Origin of the sequence: Mycobacterium cookii, from assembly GCF_010727945.1 — a bacterium.
Lineage (GTDB): Bacteria > Actinomycetota > Actinomycetes > Mycobacteriales > Mycobacteriaceae > Mycobacterium > Mycobacterium cookii.
The window spans coordinates 2034441-2050605 of the sequence record NZ_AP022569.1 but is presented as its reverse complement, the minus strand read 5'-3'; the positions used below and the strand labels follow the sequence as shown (position 1 = coordinate 2050605).

Sequence of the window (16165 nt, the reverse complement as noted above, 5' to 3'; positions counted from 1 at the left end):
CTCGACGGCAATGTCGGGCATCGTCGACGTTAATGACGTGGCGGGCGGTCTCGAACCGGCCAGGAGGCATCACTGAATGTGACGAAAGTCCCTCGCGGCGGATCGCTATTGCGAGTCGGCGGCGGACAGCCACAGCTTGGCGGCGGCGCCCGCGGATTCCGCGATGGGACGGCTGGTGTCGATGCAATGTGCCTGAGGCCACCGCTCACCGACGTCGGCCAAGGCGACCGCTATCTGCGGTGTGGCGTCGGACGCGCTTCCCGCAGGCCTGGCGGCCACTCGGCGCGCTGCGGTGGCCACCGGCGCTTCACAGACGAAATCAATTTCAGCAGAATGCGTCTGCGCGGCCAGTCGCCGGACCTGCTCGCGGCGGTCGAGGTCGCGCCAGGTGCCGTCGAGAATCACCGACCGGCCGTTGGTCAGCAAGATGCGGGCCTGCCGCAAGGTTTCGCGGTAGACCGCGGCGACGTTCTGCGGCGAGTACAGGCCGGCATTGAGCACACCGCTCTCGCCGGCTATGGCCCCTGAACTCTGGATGGTGTGCCGCACCTCGTCGGTGGAGATCACCGCGGCACCTACTTGTTCTGCCAGCGCGTTGGCCAAGGTCGATTTTCCCGTGCCCGGTCCGCCACCGACGACGGCCAGCCGTACGCGGCACGCGCGCAGGTGATCGAGCGCGATATCCAGATGGCGGGATGCGTCCGCGGCCGAGTCGCGGTGCCCTTGGTTGCACCGCACGCAGTCGACTTTGGCGCGGACGAGTGCACGGTAAGCGATGTAGAAATCCCGCAGTGAGCGTGGAGCCGAGTCGGCCGCCAGGTGGCTGTAATGCGCAAGGAAGAACTCGCCGAGGTCCTTGCGACCCAGGAACTCCAGATCCATGGCCAGAAATGCCGCGTCGTCGATCGTGTCGACGTATCGAAGGTTGTCGTCGAACTCGAGACAGTCCAAAATCTCCGGACCGCGAGGAAGGCAGAAGATGTCGTCGGCCAGCAAATCGCCGTGCCCGTCGACGATTCGACCGTCACGGACGCGTCTGTTGAACAACAATTCCCGGCCGGCGATGAACTCTGCGGACAAGCTCTGCACGGCCGCCATGCGGTGCTCGTCGACGATCGAGCCGACGAACTGCTGCATTTCTGCGATGTTGACCAGCCAGCGGTGTTCGACCGCATGCACCGAACCTTGCGCCTCGACACGCCGGCCCCTGCGGGCGCCGCGGTGGAATGTGGCCAGCACCCCGGCGATCTGCTCGAGCGGCCCGGCGACTGGTTTGCCACACCGCACCATCGTGCTCAGCCGGGAGGAGTCGGAATGGCGCTTCATGACGAGCACCGGCTCACGGATCCCAGACCACGGCGCATCGAGGTGGGCGACGCCCAGGTACGTGTCGGGTGCGAGTCGTCGGTTGAGTTCCAGTTCGCGCTGACAGACCTGCTCGCGCAGTTCCGGGGTGCGGAAATCGAGAAAGTCGGTACGGATGGGCTTCTTGACTTTGTATGCCGTGTCGCCGACGAGCACGACGAGCCCGGTGTGCGTCTCATGCACGGCGCCGTACGGCGCGACTAACCGTTCGGCGGTGGCCGCGGTACGTCCCATAAGGACATTCTGTTGTCTCCGATAGGCTTTTCGGAGTGGTCCGAGGGCCCCCACAACCGGGTAATGCGCCGCGCGTGGAAGGGACCAATGGCCCTGGATAGGCGAGCCCGAACCGGCAAAAGTCAGGGAGGGCAAAGCTGGTCGAGCCAATGACGACGGCGGTGGCCGGCCGAGCTTCATGAAGGAGCAGCAGATGTTGGAAACCTCAACGAAATTCGGCATCGTTGTCGGGGTCGACGGATCGCCGGGCTCCGATGCCGCCGTCTCGTGGGCTGCGCGCGAAGCTTCGCTGCGCGGCGAAATCGTCACCCTGATGCACGTGGTGCAACCGGTGGTCGTCAGTTGGCCGGTCAGCGCCGGCCAGGCGAGCGTTGCGGAATGGCAAGACGAGAACGCGCGCCAGGCCATCGATCGAGCGCGCAAAGGCGTTGACGCGGTGCTGGATCCGGAACGGCAACACGACGTCCGGTCGGAAGTGCTGTATTCGCATCCGGTCGATGCGCTCGTCGACGCGTCGAAGGATGCCCGGATGATCGTGGTGGGAAGTCACGGCCGGGGTGCGCTTGGCCGTCTGCTGATGGGCTCGGTCAGCAGAGGTGTGGCGGAGCATTCGCATTGCGTGGTGGCGGTCATCCACGCCAGTCCGGATCCGCGTCCCGATGACGCCGGTGCGCCGATCTTGTTGGGCATCGACGGATCGCCGGCCTCCGAGGCCGCCACGGCATGGGCATTCGAGGAAGCGTCGCGGCGTGCAGCGCCGCTGATCGCGCTGCACGCGTGGAGCGACGTCGGAGTTTTCCCGATCTTCGGTATGGATTGGCGAGACTATCAGGGCGAAGGTGAAGAAGTCCTGGCCGAGCGCCTGGCCGGCTGGCAGGAACACTATCCGGACGTGCACCTCACTCGTCGGCTGGTCTGCGACACCCCTGCGCACTGGTTGCTCGAGGAGTCTCAACGGTCTCAACTGGTGGTGGTCGGCAGCCACGGCCGCGGCGGATTCGGCGGTATGCGTCTCGGCTCGGTCAGCGCGGCGATCGCGCAGTCGGCGACGGTACCGGTGATCGTCGTACGTACGCCCTAGCAACGGTTTTCGGACCCGTGGCGGGCCGCCGACCTGATGACGAACGTCCCTGGTCAACAGGACTTCGGCCTCTGTGGAAATCCGCACCCGGGTGGTCGAATAGCTGCGCGGGATGTATGTCCCACATAGAAACGCCTTCAACGGAGGTAACGCTATGAAATCTTCACATCAACTACAGCACAGCACGCGCATGTTCGCGCGCGTGATGGGACCGTACCTGGCCATCATCGCGGCCAGCGCCGCGCTACGCCCGAACGATATGCGGGCGATGCTGTCGGGGTTCGAAGCAGACCCGTTGTGGTCGTGGGTAGTTGGCGCATTCATCATGCTGTTCGGCCTCACCGTCATCGCACTCCACCCGTACTGGCGGGGTGCGCCCGCGATCATCGTGTCGGCACTGGGTTGGCTTGTCGCGGTCAAAGGGCTGTTTCTGGTCGTCGGCTCGCACACCTATTTTTCGATGGCCAACTCCGCGGTCGACGCGATGGGTTGGTGGCGGACCGGTGCGGCTGTCGAGGTGCTGATCGGGCTGTATCTGGCGTACGTCGGTTGGATGCCCGAGCGCAGCCATTCGGTTGTGCACCAGAAGGATTCGGCTCCGGATCTCCCACGCGCCGCGTAGTTCAACGCACAAAGGTGGTGTCCTGCGGGGCACCACCTTTGTGCTGCCCGCAGGACTCATTCGCGAATGATGAGCGCTGACGACTGAGGATGGCGGAAGATCGGGTGGTCGTAGGGCCCGACGATCTGCGCGAGCTGGCCGGCGTCGGCGCTGCCGATCACCGCCATCGGAACCAGGTCATCGTGGTGCTTGACGAACCGCGCCACCCCGTCGTGCGTGGTGACCGGATAGATGTGGACATTCGGATACCATCGCCGCCAGGGCTTCAACCGGTTCTCGAGGTCGTGCGCCGCTGCCGCACGCCCGTCCGCTCGGTCGGTGCCGATGGCCAGCACCGGAAGCTTGTGCAGCTCCGCTTCTCTCATCGCTTCATCGATCACGATGTCGCGATCCGGCGAGTCGTCGATCGCCACCACGATCCAGTTGATCGCGGGGCCCGGCCCGTCCGGTTGGGAGCGGATCACCGCGACCGGACACAGGGCCTTCTCCGCGACTTCGGTTGCGGTGGAGCCCAATAGAGCCCGGGAGTAGCGATCGATACCGGTGCTCCCGACGCATACCATCTCAGCGCCGTCGGATTCCGACACGAGGATCGCACCGGGTTGGCCCCGGAGGATGTCGGTTTCGATCTTGACCGGTATTCCCTTTGCCTCGACCGCGGCTCGTGCTGCCAGCAACGAGGTCTCGGCGTGGGCGACATCTCGGTCGTAGTCCTCGGCGGAGGTATGGGTGCTCTTGAGGATGGCCAACATGAGTAACGGCACCTCGTGACCGACAGCCTCATCCGCTGCCCATTGCGCGGCATGGATCGCGGCGTGCGAACCGTCGATGCCGACGATGACTGTGGGGCCGATTCGACGATTAGTCATGGCTTCCTCCAGGTGCTCTCGAGTACATCACTGTCCGTAGGCAACGGCGGTGGGTCGGGCGATCCGCCGCACATCGACCAGGCGGGTGAGATCCGTTGCGGTGACGATGCCCACGACGCACCCGCCGTCGACGACCAGGGCCCGGTGTCCGTGACCGGACGCCAACCGCTCCAACAGCGTGGTGATCGCTTCGTCAGGGGCTGCGATCGTGACTTGATCCATCGGCAGGGCGATCTCACCGACCAGGGTGGTGGCGCGACTACCGGGCGCGACCCGACGGAGTTGGTCCAGCGTCACCAGCCCAGTGATTGATCCCTTGTGGTCCTTCACCGGATATGCCGAATGACGGTCGCCGAGTAGGTATCTCTCGATGAAATCCTGCACGGTCGCCCAGGCCGGGGCGGCATGCGGATTGGCCGTCATCGCGTCGGCGACGCGGACCCCGGACAGTGCGTCGCGCGTCATCAACTGCACCTCGTCGGTATGTGCGGCGGTGAAAATGAACCAGCCGATGAACGCCGACCAGATACCGGCGACGATCGCGCCGGCCAGGAATTCGAGCAACCCGAATGCGATGAGAGCGTAGGCGAGAGCGCGGCCGGCCCGCGCGGCACTCAATGCCGCCCTGTCCTGGTCGCCGTGGCGTTGCCAGAGCCACGCACGCAGAACCTGGCCACCGTCCAGTGGTGCACCGGGCAGCAAGTTGAAAAGGCCTAGCAGCGCATTGATTCCGGCCAGCCAAAACGCGACAGCGACGGCAATGGCCCCGGCACCCAGGGCGCGGAATTCCATGCCGGCAGCTGCGAACAGCGCGGCCAACAGCAGGCTGGTGGCGGGTCCCGCGATGGCGATACGTAACGCGGTCCGTGGCGTGGCGGCCTGGCCGCCCAGACGCGTGACGCCTCCGAAAAGCCACAGCGTCACGTCCAGAACTTGGACACCCGCGCGTCGCGCCACGATCGCATGCGCGAGCTCGTGGGCGAACAATGATGCGAGCAGGACAGCGGCGCCACAGACACCGGCCACCCAGTAGGTGCGGGTCGAGTACCCCGGGGCGGAGTTGGGCAGCGTCGAAGCCAGGCTCCAGGTGAACAGCCACAAGACGACCAGCACACCCCAGTCGACCTTGACCGGGAGCCCGGCGATACGTCCGATCGGGATGCCGTGCATGTCTTGACCTCCGAAGTTCTATTGACGGGCGACGATCACCGGTATTTGAGCGGCCTGTGCGACGGCCGTGCTCACCGAGCCCAGCAGCATGCCGGCGAATCCGCCGCGGCCGTGACTGCCGACGACGACGAGCTGTGCCGCCTCGGCCGCTTCCAAGAGATGAAGAGCCGGGGCATCCAGGACAATTCGGCGTTGCACGACGACATCGGGGAAGTGTTCTTGCCAACCTGCCAGGCGCTCGGCCAACGCTTCCTCGCCGACGGCTTGCAGCTTCAGCCAGTCATCGCCGGCCGCATCGGACATGTGCAGGTCTGACCAGGCGTGAATGGCGATGAGTTCGATTCCGCGGCACGACGCCTCCTCGAAAGCGATCGCCGTCGCCGACTCCGATGCCGGCGACCCGTCGATGCCCACCACCACCGGCAGCGCTGAGTGCGGCGAAGCGGACTGCGCTCCACCGTGCACCACGGCCACCGGACACCGAGCGTGGTGGATCAGCCCGGTGCTGACCGATCCGAGCAGGACGCGACCCACCTTGGTGTGGCCGCGGGAGCCGACCACGACCATCTGCGCCTGGGTCGAGAACTCGTAGAGGGTCGGACCGGTTGCCGAAAAATAGACCTCCGCCTGCAGGTCGGGAATCTCGCGATCTTGCGTGCTGTCCGTTGCGAGCTTGACCGCAGCCGAAATAATCTCTGCGCCTTCGGTTCTCTCCCATTCAAGGGTCTCAGAGGGTGGCTGGACAGCACCGCCGCCCAAAGCAAGAAGTCCCCACGGCGGACGCTCGATGACGTGAACGAGGCTCAGCGAAACGTGGCGCATCGCCGCCTCGCGCGCGGCCCAGCGCACCGCCGTGCTCGACGACGGCGACCCGTCCACACCGACGACGATGCCCTGATGCTTCCCCGAGTGCTTGGGCATTGCCCGTCCTCCCGTACCTGATGATCTCGCTGCAGCTGAGATTAGGGACGCCGGTCGGCTTCGAGCAGGAGTCATAGGTCCCGAAGTCGCTGCCTTAGGGCCCTTCAGGGCGAGAGCGCAAGCGAGCCGACGAATGGCCTCGCCAAGACGGGACTTCTTCCCCTACTGGGGCTTAACGGTCGAATGGTCGAATGTCTCAGTAGCGAAACCGACCTCACCAGATTGCAAGAGCCGGCCCGCGCCGCACCCCCCCTATGGCGGCGGGCCATAGCGGGCCCGCAGCCGCACCCCCCTATGGCTGCGGGCCCGCCCCATACCTTCAATTTCTGCCTGGACAGCGGAGCCGATCGCGAGGAAGCGAGGACCGCGTGATGAGTAGAGCGATCATCCTCGGCAAGGACACCCCGGATCGGCTGTTCCGCAACCGCCGCGAAGCCGGCCAGGTGCTGGCCGGCTTGCTGCAGGCCTATCGTGACCAGCCCGGCGTGGTGGTCTTGGGTCTGGCACGAGGCGGCGTTCCGGTCGCATGGGAAGTCGCGGCCGCGCTGCATGTGCCGCTGGACGCTTTCATCGTCCGCAAGCTCGGCGTTCCGGGCCACGAGGAGTTCGCGGCGGGCGCGCTCGCCAGTGGCGGCCGTGTGGTGATCAACGACGACGTGGTTCGAGGCCTCGGCATCACCCCGCAGCAGTTGCGGGATGTCGCCGAACGCGAGGGACGCGAGCTGATCAGACGAGAAGCGGCTTACCGCAACGGGCGCCCACCGGTCGATGTCACCGGCAAGACTGTCATCCTGGTCGACGACGGATTGGCCACCGGTGCCAGCATGCTCGCCGCGGTGCAGGCCCTGCGTGAGGCCGAACCGGCGCACATCGTGATTGCGGTGCCGTCGGCGCCGGAGTCGACGTGCCGGGAGTTCGCCGGTTTGGTCGACGACGTGGTCTGCGCGTCCATGCCCACCCCGTTTTTCGCGGTGGGCGCGTCCTTCTGGGACTTCAGTCAGGTCAGCGACGACGAAGTTCGCACGCTGCTCGCCACCCCCACTGCGGCGCAGTCGGTGATGCCCGCCGCGGAAACGGCGGCCGACGTCATTCGGCGCGTCGCCGTCGACGCCCCCGGCGGCGTGCCACCGCGAGAGATGTTGTCCGAGTTGATCGGTGACGCCAGGATCGTGCTCATCGGCGAGAGTTCCCACGGCACCCAAGAGTTCTACGAGGCCCGAGCTGAGATCACGAAATGGCTCATCGACGAGAAGGGGTTCTGCGCGGTCGCCGCGGAGGCGGACTGGCCCGATGCCTACCGGGTCAACCGCTATGTACGCGGGATCGGCGACGACGCCAACGCCGAGCAGGCATTGCGCGGCTTCGAGCGGTTCCCGTCGTGGATGTGGCGGAACACGGTGGTGCGCGACTTCGTCGACTGGTTGCGGAACCACAATCAGCTGTCTGACGCGCATCCAGGGCGTCAAACCGGTTTCTATGGACTGGATCTCTACAGCCTGCATCGTTCGATGCAGGAGGTGGTGAGCTTTCTCGACCGGGTCGATCCGATGGCCGCGGCCCGTGCGCGGTCTCGGTACTCGTGCTTCGACCACGTCTCGTCCGCCGACGACGGCCAGGCCTACGGATTCCGTGCCGCCTTCGGCGCCGGTCTGTCCTGTGAGGGGGAAGCCATCGACCAGCTGGTCGACATCCAGCGAAATGCGTTGGCCTACGCGCGCCGCGACGGGCTGCTGGCCGAGGATGAGCTGTTCTACGCCGAACAGAACGCACACGTCGTGCGCGACGCCGAGCGTTATTACCGGGCCATGTTCGGTGGGCGGGTGACCTCGTGGAACCTGCGAGATCAGCACATGGCTCAGACGCTGGACGCGCTGTTGGCGCATCTGGACCGGCGCCACGACGAGACGCCGGCGCGAATCGTCGTGTGGGCGCACAACTCTCATGTCGGTGACGCCCGTGCGACCGAGGTGTCGGCCGACGGCCAGCTGACGTTGGGTCAGCTTGTCCGCGAACGGTATCGGGATGACGCCCGGCTGATCGGGTTCAGCACCTACACTGGAACGGTGACTGCCGCCAGCGAGTGGGGCGGCGTCGCCGAACGAAAAACCGTCCGACCCGGGTTGCCGGGAAGCGTCGAAGAGCTGTTCCACGAGACCGGCAACCCGACCTTCGCCGTCTCGTCCGACGGTGCCGCCGGCGCTGCGCTGGATGTGGTCAGGTTGGCCCGCGCCATCGGCGTGATCTACCTGCCCGCGACCGAGCGGCAAAGCCATTACTTCCATGTCCGCCCGGCGGACCAGTTCGACGCGATGATTCACATCGAGAAGACCCAAGCGCTGCAACCGCTCGAGGTGACCAGTCAGTGGGTTGCCGGCGAAACCCCCGAGACGTACCCAACGGGCCTGTAGCCCAAGACATGCGATGAGCTTCCCGAACTCCTCCCGAGGAACGTCGGCCGCGGGTTGATCATGCCGTCGCCGGTCGACCGACCGGATTTCTTCCAAACACGAAGGGAAACTTAGATGATCGATGTGTTGCAGAACATGCCCGAGGGCGTGACCGGCATCCGCGTATCAGGTCGGCTGTGCGGTGATGATCTGCGGGAGTTCAAACCGGCAATGGACAGCCTGGTGAAAGACGATGAGATCAGGATCGTGGAAGTCATCGCTTCCGACTACGAGGGTTTCGGGCCCGGCGGCTTGGCCGAGGATCTGAAGTTGGGACTCGGCGCATTGTTCAAGCACCATTCGGCATTCAAGCGGATAGCTGTTGTCACGGACAAGGAGTGGGCCGTTCATATGCTGCATGCGCTGGCATGGATGGTCCCCGGAGAGCTCGAGTTGTTCGGTCTCGACGAACTCGAGCAAGCTAAGCAGTGGGCTGCCGGCACAGAGCCGACCTCGTCATAGGGCTGGGGGCGCAACGAGCTCGTCCTAAATGCGACGATAGCGGGGTGTCGGTCACAAAGCGGCCAGGTGGCGAGCGCGGTCCAGCGCCGATGCGTGAGACCCTGTCGCAACTGCGACTGCGCGAATTGCTTGCCGAGGTCCAGGACCGGATCGAGAAGATCGTCGAGGGTCGTGACCGACTCGACGGTCTGGTCGAGGCGATGCTGGTCGTCACCTCAGGACTGGAACTGGACGCGACCCTGCGCAGGATCGTGGACACCGCCATACACCTGGTCGACGCCCGCTACGGCGCGCTCGGCGTGCGCGGCCAGGCCCATGACCTGGTCGAGTTCGTCTATCAGGGCATCGACGACGAGACCCGGGCCCTCATCGGGAATCTCCCGCAGGGGCGGGGCGTCCTCGGAGTCCTGATCGACGACCCACAACCGATTCGGTTGGACAACATCCAGCAGCACTCGGCGTCGGTGGGTTTCCCGCCGAATCATCCGCCGATGCGGACTTTCCTGGGTGTTCCGGTGAAGATCCGCGACGAGGTCTTCGGCAACCTGTACCTGACCGAGAAGGCAAACGGTCAACCGTTCAGCGAGGATGACGAGATCCTGGCGCAGGCGCTCGCGGCGGCGGCCGGCATCGCGATCGCCAACGCGCGGCTCTACGCCCAGTCCCGGGCACGTCAGAGGTGGATCGAAGCGGCCCGCGACATCGCCACGACGATGTTGTCAGGCGCCGAGCCGGCCACGGTCTTTGCGCTTCTCGCGGAGAACGCGCTGAAGCTCGCCGACGCCACCGCCGCGATGGTCGCCGTGCCCGTCGACGTCGACGACGCCCCCGCTGGCGCGCCCGAATTGGTGGTGGCCGAAGCAGTTGGGGCAATCTCGATTCCAGCCGACGACGCGCTGGCGTTGACCGGCACCGTAGTCGGCGACGTGTTCGCAGACCGCACACCGCGTCGGCTCGACAACCTCGACATGGCGATCGGCGGACTGAACGGCCCCGCGTTGTTGCTGCCCTTGCCGGTGGCCGACACTGCCGCCGGTGTCCTTGTCGTGCTTCGGCGTGCCGGTCTGCCTGGCTTCACCGAGGAGCAGCTCGACCTGATGGCCGCGTTCGCGGGCCAGGCGGCGTTGGCCTGGCAGCTCGCGACATCGGAGCGGCGGATGCGGGAACTGGACCTGGTGACCGATCGTGACCGGATAGCGCGTGAACTCCACGATCACGTCATTCAGCGGCTTTTCGCCATCGGGCTCGCCTTGCAGGCGACCTTGCCGCTGGCAAAATCGTCCGACATGCAGCGGCGACTGTCGGAGCAAGTCGACGACTTGCAGCGCGTGATTCAAGACATCAGGACCGCGATCTTCGATCTGAACACCACGAGTTCGGGACCGGTCCGGCTTCGGCAGCGCCTGGAGGAGGCGATCGCCGAGAGCTCGGTGACCGGTCTGCGCACGATGGTGCAATTCGTTGGGCCGGTGTCGGTGGTCGACGCGACGTTGGCCGATCACGCGGAAGCCTTTCTGCGGGCAGCCGTCGGCGATGCCGCCCATCGACCCGATGTCACCAGGGTCAGCGTCGTCGTCGAGGTGGATGATGAGCTGAAAATCAGGGTTGCCGCTGACGGAAAGGACGCGCCGGCCGAGTCCATCGCCGACAGTCTCGGCACGATGCAGGCTGCCGCGGAAGAACTTCGCGGCAGCCTGGAGGTTGGGGCCGATTCCGGTGGTGAGACCACCTTGCTATGGTCGGTGCCGTTACCCGGTTAGTCGGCGGAGGGCTGAAATCCGCTGTGCGCGGCTAAGATTGACGCGCGACGATGACCGGCATCCGTGCTGAGTGTGCCACGGCGGCGCTGACCGATCCCAACAGCATGCCGGCGAACCCACCCCTTCCGTGGCTGCCGACCACCACTAGTTGGGCCGATTCAGATTGTTGGACAAGGTGATACGTCGGATGATCGCATTCCACCATGCGCCGAACCGTGACATCGGGATAGCGATCCTGCCAACCGGCCAGTCGCTCCGCGAGGATCTCCTCGGCGGCTGGTTTCATCGCGGGCCAGTCGATGGCCGGGTAGTCGTTGACCTCGACGTCACTCCAGACGTGCAGGGCGACGAGGTCGACGCCCCGCCACGACGCCTCGTCGAACGCGATCGCGATCGCCAGTTCCGACGCGGGCGACCCGTCGACGCCGACGAGAATCGGCGCATCGGCCGGATACGGCATCAGGGGATCCTCGTCGTGAATGACCGCCACCGGGCTGTGCGCGTGGCGGATGAGGCTCGAGCTCACCGAGCCCAGCAGGCTTCTGGCGACGGGCCCTCGGCCCCGTGAACCGACGACCACCAGATCGGCGTCTTTGGACAAGTCGACCAGCACCGGGACCACCGGTGAGAACAGCAGCTCAGTCTCGATCTGCTCCGGACCTCCACTGGGCGTCGTGGCCCGCGCGGTCTCGACCGCCTCGTCGAGGATTCGCTGCCCCTGCTCGACTTGCCAGCGCGAGAACGCCGTCGTCGCCGTCAGCGGAGGCAGGGTGAGCCCAATCGGCTGTACGGCATGGACGAGCGTGAGACGGACCTTGCGCATGGCAGCGTCGCGCGCCGCCCAGTCGACCGCGCACCTGGCGGCCGGCGACCCGTCGACACCGACGAAGACGCCCGAATCGGTTGTTGGAGCAGACATGTGCATCTCCTTGCTAGATCAGTGTGGACGGTTGGAACGTCCGCCGTCGACGAGTCCGCGGAGGTCTTGCTCCCACTGAGCGTCCCGCATGCGGCTGGCGTGTGCGCGTACGGCGTTAACCACCTGCGCGATGGCCATGACCACGACGAACCACCCCACGACGGCGGTGGACAGCGCGTCGACGGCTGCGCGCGCGACCGGACTCGGCGGCGCGACCCGACTGCCGTTGTCGTCGACCCAAATATCCAGCGGCGCACCGATTGTCACCGGCTTATTCCAGCCGAGCAGGTCGGTGTGCTCGACGCCGTTCAGCCGCCACCGGACATTAACGATGAACGCCCCGGCTTCGGGCGTTGGTTCGCTGTTCTGCACGGCTCTGGCCACGACGGCGTGCCGGGAGTGCGCCTGTTCGAGGTACTTCCGGGCTTGGACGTCGTGGATCATCGTGCCCGCCGCCCCTGCGCAGGCCGTCGCGATGACGACGAACATTACGGCCAGGGTGACGGCTGCGGCTTCGATACGGTCACTGACCCGGATGAGCGGGCTGCGATTGAACAGCCGCAGCACCGGCCAGGTCATCGGCCGGACTACGAAGCTCTGCATGGCGACCTCACTGGGGTGCGGACGACGTGATCCATTGCCGAGCTTGGTCGAGTTGCTCGCCGGGAAAGTGCCGGACCTCCGCCGAGACGAAGTGTGCCGCCAAGTGCTCCGCGACGTCCCCGAAGTGGGAGTCGGTGACGAGCGCGACTTTCTTGATGTGTTTCTGATGATCTTTGACGAAGCGAAAGTGTTTGACCATCGCTCCGAAACTGTCCCAGCCCGGGAATTTCGGGGCGTTGATGATCAGGCCGGCAAGGTCGCCGGTCTGCTGGATCTGGGGATCGATGACTTTCGCCATTTGAACGAAGTCGGCTGCCTCAAGCGATGATTCAGGTCGCACCAGCAGAATCGAATGTTCGGTATCCAGGTCGTAGTCGATCATCCTTTGCTCCTTTGGTCCGCGGTGTCAGTCGAACGCCCGCAGCCGCAGAACTTCGGACAGCGGTCGTCGTGGTGTGGGCTGTGGCGCTTTCTCGGTCACCGGCACCACACCCATCCGCACCAGGATCTGTGGTGACGCTTCCGGTCTGGTCAGCGATTGGAGGAGTTTGCGGGTTTCGTCGAGTTCAGTGAGGTGTGTCACCGTGCAGGTGGCGAAGCCAACCATGGTGCATTCCAACAGGATCGCGGAGAGTGCTTCGCCGGACGCCAAGGCATCCTCGCGGCTGTCGCCGTCGGTGGACAGCAGCAGGATCATCGCTTGATCCTCCGGAATCTCACTGCGCCGTTCCGGCCGGTGGACGACGGGAAATACCCGTTCGATGCCGACCCGGTCGCTTTCGGCTGCGGACACCAGGGCGCTGTGCGGGATACCCTCTGTCTTCTCGAAAGGTGCTGTCCACCAGTGCAGTTCATCGTGATATGCGCTGTCGTAGAGCCGTATTGACTCCGCGATCTGGGCCGCGTCGGTGAGCTTGGGCAGCAGATCGGTGGGAATCGTGTCGATGCGCACCGAGTTGCCGTGCATGCCGCCGGCCCATATCGAGGAAATCGATTGCCATTCGGTCGGTGCGCTGAACGGCAATCGGTCGGTGCGACGTGTCCAGATAGCCTGAGCGCGCAACCGGTCTCGCTCGGTCACATAGTCGATCGGGCCGAAACTCATCGACGCCAAGTGGTTGGAGCTGTCCGGATTCGGAAAGTACTCGACGTGTGTCTTCCAGCCGGCCGCGGCCATCGCGACCCGGAGATGGTCGATCGCTGCGCCGCACCCCATGAGGGCTTCGCGCGCCGATTGGTCGGTGTCCATCACTCGACTCGGATCGAGGAACAGCCGGAGTTGGCCGTCACTGTAAACCCATTGCCACGGTTGGCTGTTGTGCAGAGACGGGGCGCGGCACGCCGCCGTCACCGCGTCCTGGATGACTTTGCTGTCGAACAGAGTCGTAGGCATTGTTGTTGACCTCCCGATTTCGCCTGTCTTCGAGGTTTGTCTACTTGCGTTGGCGGTAGCAGGGCCATTGGTCCTCGATTCGACAGCCGACGGACCACTGTCCCGTTTCAGATCACTGCGAACTGTTGGTGCGTCCGCTGTCGTCGCCGACGAGGAGCCGGATGTCCCTTTCCCACTGAGCGTCCCGCATGCGACTGACGTGCACACCCGTGGCGGTGACGGCCAGAGCGACGACCGCGGCCGCGATCACCCACGCCGCCACTGCTACGGTCACCGCGTCGATGTCGACGGCAGCCATCGGTGTGGGCCAGTCCACCCGATTGCCGTTGTTGTCGACCCAGATCTGCAGCGGCTCACCGACTTTGAGAGCACCGTCGGTGAGAATCGCGTCGGCGTGGTCGATGCCGCTGAACTGCCACCGCACATGCACAGTGAACGCCGACGGGATGGGCGAAACTGCCGGTCTGCTGTCGTCGACCGTTTTCGCGGTCACCACATGTCGGCTTTGACCTTGCGCGAGCAGGGCCTGCGTCTCGTTGTCGTGGACGATCATGCCGATTCCCGCGGCGCAGGGGGCGGCGATCACGACCAGCAGAGCGGCCAGCGCGACGGCCGCCGCTTCGATGCGATCGCTGGTCCGCACGAGCGGGCTGCTGCTCAATAGCCGGGCGATCGGCCTCTTGATGGCGCGAATCACGAAACTGTGCACGGCAACCTCACTTCGGGGTCATTGCGACGTTGTTTCACAGCGTGGCAATGCCGCCGTCGTGTCCGTAGAGTCCAATGTCTACCGCCGATAGGGCCTAGGGCATCAGAGCTCTCTCGCGAGTCTGGACGGCCGATGAGCTAGCCTGCGGGACGTGCTGCTTAGCTCGCTGAATTCCGCCTCTCCCGACATCGGGGACGCCGTCCGCATCGGCGACGTGACGCTCAGCCGCAGCGACATCGTCGGGGCCGCGACGTCGGTGGCCGAACGGGTCGGTGGCGCGGACCGGGTCGCGGTGCTGGCCACGCCGACCGTGCCCACCGCATTGGCCATCGCCGGGTGCCTGATCGCCGGCGTCCCGGTCATTCCGGTACCCGCCGACGTCGGGCAGGCCGAGCGGCGCCACATTCTCACCGACTCCGGGGCGCAGGCGTGGCTGGGGCCCGAGCCTGACCATCCAGAAGGTCTGCCGCACATCCCGGTGCGGGTGCACGCCCGGTCCTGGCACCGCATCCCCGAGCCGTCGCTGCAGGACACCGCGCTGATCATCTACACCTCGGGCACCACCGGTCCACCCAAGGGCGTGCAACTCAGCGGTGCCGCGATCGCCGCGGACCTGGACGCGCTCGCGCAGGCCTGGCAGTGGACCGCCGACGACACACTGGTGCACGGTCTGCCGCTGTTCCACGTGCACGGCCTGGTGCTCGGTCTGCTCGGTTCGCTACGGGTGGGAAACCGCTTCGTGCACACCGGAAAACCCACACCGCAGGCCTACGCTCAAGCCTGTTCGGAAGCGCAGGGCAGCTTGTTTTTCGGGGTGCCGACGGTGTGGTCGCGGTTGGTTGCCGACCAGGCCGCCGCCGAGGCGCTGCGACCGGCGCGGCTGCTGGTGTCCGGCAGCGCCGGCCTGCCGGTCCCGGTGTTCAACGAGTTGGTGCGGCTCACCGGGCACGCGCCGGTCGAGCGGTACGGCGCGACCGAATCGTTGATCACGCTGTCCACCCGCGCCGACGGCGAGCGCCGGCCCGGCTGGGTCGGCCTGCCGCTGGCCGGCATCGAAACCCGGTTGGTCGACGACGACGGCGGCCCGGTGCCGCATGATGCGGAAACCATTGGGCGACTGCAGGTTCGCGGCCCGACGCTATTCGACGGCTACTTGAATCGCGCGGACGCCACCGCGGAGGCGTTCGACGCCGACGGCTGGTACCGCACCGGTGATGCCGCGGTCATCGACGGCGACGGCATGCACCGCATCGTCGGCCGCGAGTCGGTCGACCTGATCAAGTCCGGTGGATACCGGGTCGGAGCCGGTGAAATCGAGACGGTGCTGCTCGGGCATCCCGGCGTGGCCGAGGCGGCGGTGGTCGGGCTGCCCGACGACGACCTGGGCCAGCGCATCGTCGCCTTCGTCGTCGGCTCCGGTGCAGGCAAGGCCGTGCCGCAGGAGCTGATCGACTATGTGGCGAAGGAGCTTTCGGTGCACAAACGGCCACGCGAGGTGCGCGTCGTGACCGAGTTGCCGCGCAACGCGATGGGCAAAGTGCTCAAGAAGCAACTGCTCAGCCAGGGCTGACACCGCGCGCTGGTGTGACACCCGCGGCCTTTTTCCTTAC

Annotated in this window: 15 protein-coding genes; 6 read left to right on the top strand and 9 right to left on the bottom strand. The window is 65.8% G+C overall.

The annotated features are described in order from the left end of the window. Positions 1-105 precede the first annotated feature (105 nt). Complete coding sequence (locus G6N27_RS09535; protein WP_163776114.1) at positions 106-1599, bottom strand: bifunctional aminoglycoside phosphotransferase/ATP-binding protein; 1494 nt, start codon at positions 1597-1599, stop codon at positions 106-108. A 193-nt stretch (positions 1600-1792) separates the two neighbouring features. On the opposite strand from G6N27_RS09535, the gene G6N27_RS09530 reads away from it, so the two are divergent. Both G6N27_RS09530 and G6N27_RS09525 read left to right on the top strand, forming a co-directional pair. Next, a complete protein-coding gene (locus tag G6N27_RS09530; protein WP_163776113.1) occupies positions 1793-2680 on the top strand; it encodes a universal stress protein in 888 nt (295 codons plus the stop codon). 205 nt (positions 2681-2885) lie between these two features. Continuing rightward, positions 2886-3302, top strand: a complete 417-nt coding sequence (locus G6N27_RS09525) for a hypothetical protein (RefSeq protein ID WP_232065046.1) — start codon at positions 2886-2888, stop codon at positions 3300-3302. 56 nt (positions 3303-3358) lie between these two features. Here the strand turns inward: G6N27_RS09525 and G6N27_RS09520 are convergent, their stop codons facing one another. Genes G6N27_RS09520 through G6N27_RS09510 form a run of 3 tightly spaced genes read right to left on the bottom strand, consistent with a single transcriptional unit; the run spans position 3359 to position 6262 of the window. After that, positions 3359-4171 (bottom strand): universal stress protein, encoded by an 813-nt coding sequence (locus G6N27_RS09520; protein ID WP_163776112.1) that lies wholly within the window; start codon positions 4169-4171, stop codon positions 3359-3361. A gap of 27 nt (positions 4172-4198) precedes the next feature. After that, positions 4199-5341: a site-2 protease family protein gene (locus G6N27_RS09515; RefSeq protein WP_163776111.1), complete on the bottom strand. Its 1143-nt coding sequence runs from the start codon at positions 5339-5341 to the stop codon at positions 4199-4201. 18 nt (positions 5342-5359) lie between these two features. Further along, the gene (locus tag G6N27_RS09510) at positions 5360-6262 is read right to left on the bottom strand and encodes a universal stress protein (protein WP_163776110.1); all 903 of its coding nucleotides are present in this window, start codon (positions 6260-6262) and stop codon (positions 5360-5362) included. A 371-nt stretch (positions 6263-6633) separates the two neighbouring features. On the opposite strand from G6N27_RS09510, the gene G6N27_RS09505 reads away from it, so the two are divergent. The 3 genes from G6N27_RS09505 (at position 6634) to G6N27_RS09495 (ending at position 10931) form a co-directional block, all read left to right on the top strand. Continuing rightward, the gene (locus G6N27_RS09505; RefSeq protein WP_163776109.1) at positions 6634-8670 is read left to right on the top strand and encodes an erythromycin esterase family protein; all 2037 of its coding nucleotides are present in this window, start codon (positions 6634-6636) and stop codon (positions 8668-8670) included. A 114-nt stretch (positions 8671-8784) separates the two neighbouring features. After that, on the top strand, positions 8785-9171 hold the full coding sequence (locus G6N27_RS09500; protein WP_163776108.1) for a SpoIIAA family protein: 387 nt from the start codon (positions 8785-8787) through the stop codon (positions 9169-9171). A gap of 89 nt (positions 9172-9260) precedes the next feature. Next, positions 9261-10931 (top strand): GAF domain-containing sensor histidine kinase, encoded by a 1671-nt coding sequence (locus tag G6N27_RS09495; protein WP_163776107.1) that lies wholly within the window; start codon positions 9261-9263, stop codon positions 10929-10931. A gap of 31 nt (positions 10932-10962) precedes the next feature. On the opposite strand, the gene G6N27_RS09490 is transcribed toward G6N27_RS09495, so the two are convergent. The 5 genes from G6N27_RS09490 to G6N27_RS09470 form a co-directional block, all read right to left on the bottom strand. Continuing rightward, entirely contained in the window at positions 10963-11850 is an 888-nt protein-coding gene (locus G6N27_RS09490) for a universal stress protein (RefSeq protein WP_163776106.1), read from the bottom strand. Between the two features lie 18 nt (positions 11851-11868). Further along, positions 11869-12453, bottom strand: coding sequence for an Rv1733c family protein (locus G6N27_RS09485; protein ID WP_163776105.1), 585 nt, complete (start codon positions 12451-12453; stop codon positions 11869-11871). A gap of 7 nt (positions 12454-12460) precedes the next feature. Continuing rightward, positions 12461-12835 (bottom strand): SpoIIAA family protein, encoded by a 375-nt coding sequence (locus G6N27_RS09480; protein WP_163776104.1) that lies wholly within the window; start codon positions 12833-12835, stop codon positions 12461-12463. Positions 12836-12859: 24 nt separating this feature from the next. Further along, the gene (locus tag G6N27_RS09475; protein ID WP_163776103.1) at positions 12860-13846 is read right to left on the bottom strand and encodes an Acg family FMN-binding oxidoreductase; all 987 of its coding nucleotides are present in this window, start codon (positions 13844-13846) and stop codon (positions 12860-12862) included. 112 nt (positions 13847-13958) lie between these two features. Then, positions 13959-14489, bottom strand: coding sequence for an Rv1733c family protein (locus G6N27_RS09470; RefSeq protein WP_163776102.1), 531 nt, complete (start codon positions 14487-14489; stop codon positions 13959-13961). Positions 14490-14706: 217 nt separating this feature from the next. Between G6N27_RS09470 and G6N27_RS09465 the strand changes: the two genes are divergently transcribed. Continuing rightward, entirely contained in the window at positions 14707-16125 is a 1419-nt protein-coding gene (locus G6N27_RS09465) for an acyl-CoA synthetase (RefSeq protein WP_163776101.1), read from the top strand. Positions 16126-16165: the final 40 nt, after the last annotated feature.